This window comes from Paenibacillus sp. 01T422, assembly GCF_056398785.1.
Genome location: NZ_JBFTQB010000528.1, coordinates 1 through 4,471 on the forward strand (window position 1 = coordinate 1; position 4,471 = coordinate 4,471).

Below are 4,471 nucleotides of genomic sequence, written 5' to 3' on the forward strand. Positions count from 1 at the left end.
GGTTACATCACTTCAGACGAAGAATGCTGTTTCACAGCTGTGGTGTTTCACCCGGATATCGTAGGAAATGGGCGGTTTGATCTTGTTGGCGAGAAATATATTACGCCGCTTATCCAGCAGAAATATGTGATTCCTTCGCATATCACGCGTCATTCTGCAGCCGAAACAGAGCTGCTTGACCTCCTGTTGCAAGTATTTGATTTGAATCTCAATGAAACGCCGTTATATGAATTGACGACAAAAGGTTATCTGCAATTGATTATTTCGAAGCTAATTATGTTGGGAGGGCCTGCTTATCGCGAACTTCCCCCAACTGTAAGTCCAACGCATGTTGATCGGTTGAAGCTAATTATTGAATACATTCAAATGAATTATAGCGCCACAATTCGCTTGGAGGAGTTAGCTGCGCTGGTTTCCTTCAGCGAGTCTTATTTCTGCCGATATTTCAAAAATTACACTGGAAAAAGCCCGCTGGAGTACTTAAATCAGGTGCGGGCACAGCGAGCTGCTTACCTGCTGAAGGATACGGATAAGAAAATTACGGAAATTTCGCTGGACGTCGGGTTTAATACGCTAAGTTATTTTATCGGTGTGTTCAAAGCGCATTTTGGTTGCACGCCATCCGAATATCGAAGAAGAGCCCATGCTTGAGAGATGGAAACAGAATCAGGGGTGAAGTTATTTGTTTGCTAAGCTAAGAGACGTTGTGAGGCCATGGATGTATGATTATTTAACCTTGAAAAAGCGAATCTTTATCATCTTTCTCTGCAGTACGCTGATACCGTTTATTTGTATCGTTCTAATTTCTTATTACACGATTTACTCGATCCTGACGAATAAGATTCAGAACGGGATACAAAGTAACCTCAAACAAGTTGAACTCTCCCTGGAGAGTACGATCAGCAATTTAAATCACGTTTCTCAGCAGCTGGCTTTTGCCGGGAGTGTGGGGAAAAAGTTGGATCAGATGTTATCGCTTCCCCTTAGTCAAACCTACGAACGATCTCAAATGATCAGCAATTTAAGAGACGAATTAAGCTTAGTCACCTTTACGAATCCGAATATTGGCCTGACTTTGTACTATTTTCAAAATGATCATACTTACGATCTCGAAAATGTAGGGGTCAAAGACAATTTCACCCCTGAAAAGCTGCCTCTGCTGGCGGAATACTCAGGAATTTCGTATTACGGCCCTCATATCAGCAACAGTCGGTTTGATAATAACTTTGTTTTCTCTGCATTAAGGAAAGTGGATTTGCCGCTGCGTGATGACGTGTATGTCTACATTGAATCAGGGTTTCATCTGACGCAGAACATCCTGAACAATGATCAATTTGGCGGCGAGAATTATCATATTTTCCTGGACAATAATGGGCGTATCGCTTATACGGAGCTGCCGAATGCGTTCGTGAAAGATACAATATTCCCGAATTTCTCAAGTGACAAAACGCATGGCAAGCAGAGTGAATTTTATTGGTTTCGGCAGGCCAGCAATCAAGGTTGGAGTATCGTATCGGTCATTCCGATGGCTGATTACAATAAGGAAATGAATCAATGGTTCATGCAAATCTTATTGTTTGCGCTTATTTTTCTAGGGATCAGTCTGCTGATGGCGTGGCTTTTATGGAAAATGGTCTATGTTCCTTTGAATGGATTTAATCGAGAAATCAAGTTGATGGCGCAAAATCGTGTGCAAACGGTTAACGTAAAAACCAAAATACCGGAATTTGACTTCCTATTAAATCAATTTAGGCAAATGAGGGAGCAGATTTGGGAGTTATTCGCCGAGGTTGAACGTAAAGAGAAGCGGCGGGTGGATCTCGAAGTCGAGAAGCTGCTGTATCAAATAAACCCGCATTTTCTGATGAATACGTTGGATACGGTGCATTGGTTAGCCCTGATGAATGGCCAAAATGAGATCGATCGTCTGGTATCTTCACTTAATAAGCTGCTGCATTATAATTTAGGCAAGCTGGGTGCGGCATCAACGATTAATGAAGAAATTGAAGCCTTAAAGCAATATTTGACCCTGCAGCAAATCCGTTATGATTTTAAATTTGATGTCCAAATGCATGTCGATGAAGAAGTAATGAGTATGCCAGTTCCTCGCTTTATTCTCCAACCGCTGGTGGAAAACTCTCTTTATCATGGGTTAAGCGATGATGGATATATTCGGGTCGATGTCAATTTAACGAATGCCATTCTGATCTCGATCCAGGATAATGGTTCAGGCATGTCGGAAGAAACGATTCATAACCTCCTGCATAACCCGGATATTGAGAATAAAAAAGTCGGCATGGGGATCGGGTTGAATTATGTGAAGCGGATGCTCGAATCGCAATATGGCGATAAGGCCGAACTGCGTATTCAGAGTGTGATCGGCAAAGGGACAACCATATTTGTAACGATACCTATTTTGGAGGGGAACCGCCGTCATGATTAAAGTGATGATTGTTGATGACGATAAATTAGTGCGTAAAGGGCTTATTTCCGCGATGCCATGGGGCGATTTTGATATGGAGGTTGTTGGAGAAGCGAGCAATGGCGAGAAGGCTTTGGAATTCATGGCTGACCATGCTGTAGAATTATTGCTCACGGATTTAGCGATGCCCGTCATGTCGGGGATTGAATTATTGAAAGTTGTACGCAAGCAATATCCGAATATGTACACCGTCGTGCTCACTTTTCACCAGGATTTCGAGTATATCCAAGAGGCGCTGAGGCTTGGCGCTATTGATTATATTGCCAAGGTGCAGCTGGAAAAGGAGCGCTTTGAGGAAGTACTGGGGAGAATTCATAAACGGATTCTGGAGGAACAAAAGCCAGCACCGCAAGCACCGGATGTATTCTATGAAGGGACTATTCCCCAGGACGAAGCTATTCTCCAAGTGGATAAGACTGTGCCAGATTTAGATCAAGTGAAGGAACAGTGGTCAGGGCACGAATGGATTAAACAAGATCAGATATTCGCTGCTCAGGTCAAACAGTTGAAGCATTTGCGTTTGCCGCAAACCAAGCTGATCGGGCTTCTGTATACGTTAACCGATAAATGGAATCTGTTATTTCACCCTGTTCATATGGCCAAAATTGGGCTGCCGGACGCTTTTGAAAGCTGGCAGGAAGTTGAAGCGTGGTTAACCGATACGCGTGACATGATCCGCAAGGCGATGGACAAACCAGCTTTCTCGCAAGAGGTTGTCGAATGCGTTATGAAAGCCGTTCACATCATCAGCGATGAAATGCAGGAGCAGATTACTGCGGCAATCATTGCGAAGCGGGTGAATATGAGCAGAAGCTACTTCAGCCAGTGTTTTAAGGAGATTATCGGCATTAACTTTAGCGAGTTTCTACGCAATAATCGGATCGACAAGGCGAAGGAGTATTTACTTTATACGAATAAGACAATTTTATGGATTGCTGAGCATGTTGGCTATATGGATGAAAAGTATTTTAGCCGCAGTTTCCGGGAGCAAACGGGTCTGTTGCCAAGTGAATATCGGCTGAAGCATGCAGCAGGTAGAGAAATGTCCGAAAGTTAGGGGGTCAAATGCCGGAAATGCCGAAGCATGGATGCAAATGCCAGAAAAATCTCGGTCAATTTCCCATCTAAAGGTGTAACCGTTTTCCATCCTTGCATAGGAGTGGTTCGTGTTATTTTTATTGTGTAGACAAATTCTATAAAGGGAAGAAGGGGATTTATATGAGCAAGCCTAAAAAAAGCATGCTGCTTTTACTCGCAGGAATGCTAGTAGTCTTATCTGCCTGTTCGGAGGCCAATACGGCCAAGGAATCACCTAAAGCTTCAACAGCGGCTGCACAAACAGTTGCTCAATCAGCAGCAGGTCCTTTCAACAAATCAGAGAAGCCGATTACGATCAAAATCGGTAAAGATGTCGACGCAGCGGATAAGAGTTTGCCTGCCGGAGATTCGCCGGAAAGCAATCAATATACGCGCTATATCAAAGAAAATTTGAATATTGATACCAAAATTGTATGGCAAGCGGCGAGCGGGAAGGATTACGACCAAAAAGTAAACTTATCCATTGCCAGCAACGATTTGCCGGATGCGCTAGTTGTGAAGGACACACAGTTCAGACAAATGGTGAAAAGCGGTCAACTCGCGGATCTGACAGAGGTTTATAACAAATATGCCTCACCAGCGCTCAAAAGTATCATTGATAGTACGCAAGGTCTTGCACTTAAATCAGTCACTGTGGACGGGAAAATGTATGCCCTTCCGAACGTAACGACGGAATCAGACATGGTTCATATGATGTGGATTCGCAAGGACTGGCTGGACAAATTAGGTCTGCAACCGCCGAAAACGATGGATGACCTAGAGAAGGTAGCCAAAGCATTTGTTGAGCAAGATCCAGACGGGAATGGCAAAGCGGATACAATCGGGATTTCAGGCCCGCAATTGGGCGGTTTATTGAATGCAGATTTTATCAATCCTAACAATAATAACTAT

Annotated in this window: 4 protein-coding genes; all 4 read left to right on the forward strand. The window is 43.5% G+C overall.

What is annotated here, in order from left to right; genetic code table 11:
• The coding region (locus AC1DUA_RS25000; protein WP_477502338.1) for a helix-turn-helix transcriptional regulator at positions 1-651 on the forward strand (651 nt) is incomplete at its 5' end.
• 67 nt (positions 652-718) lie between these two features.
• Positions 719-2,443 carry a sensor histidine kinase gene (locus AC1DUA_RS25005; RefSeq protein WP_477502341.1) on the forward strand — a complete coding sequence of 575 codons (1,725 nt, stop codon included), beginning with the start codon at positions 719-721 and terminating at the stop codon, positions 2,441-2,443.
• Positions 2,436-3,539 (forward strand): response regulator transcription factor, encoded by a 1,104-nt coding sequence (locus AC1DUA_RS25010; protein WP_477502339.1) that lies wholly within the window; start codon positions 2,436-2,438, stop codon positions 3,537-3,539. Before AC1DUA_RS25005 ends, AC1DUA_RS25010 begins: the two co-directional genes overlap by 8 nt.
• A 161-nt stretch (positions 3,540-3,700) precedes the next feature.
• Positions 3,701-4,471: extracellular solute-binding protein (locus tag AC1DUA_RS25015; RefSeq protein ID WP_477502340.1), on the forward strand; the 771-nt coding region annotated here is incomplete at its 3' end.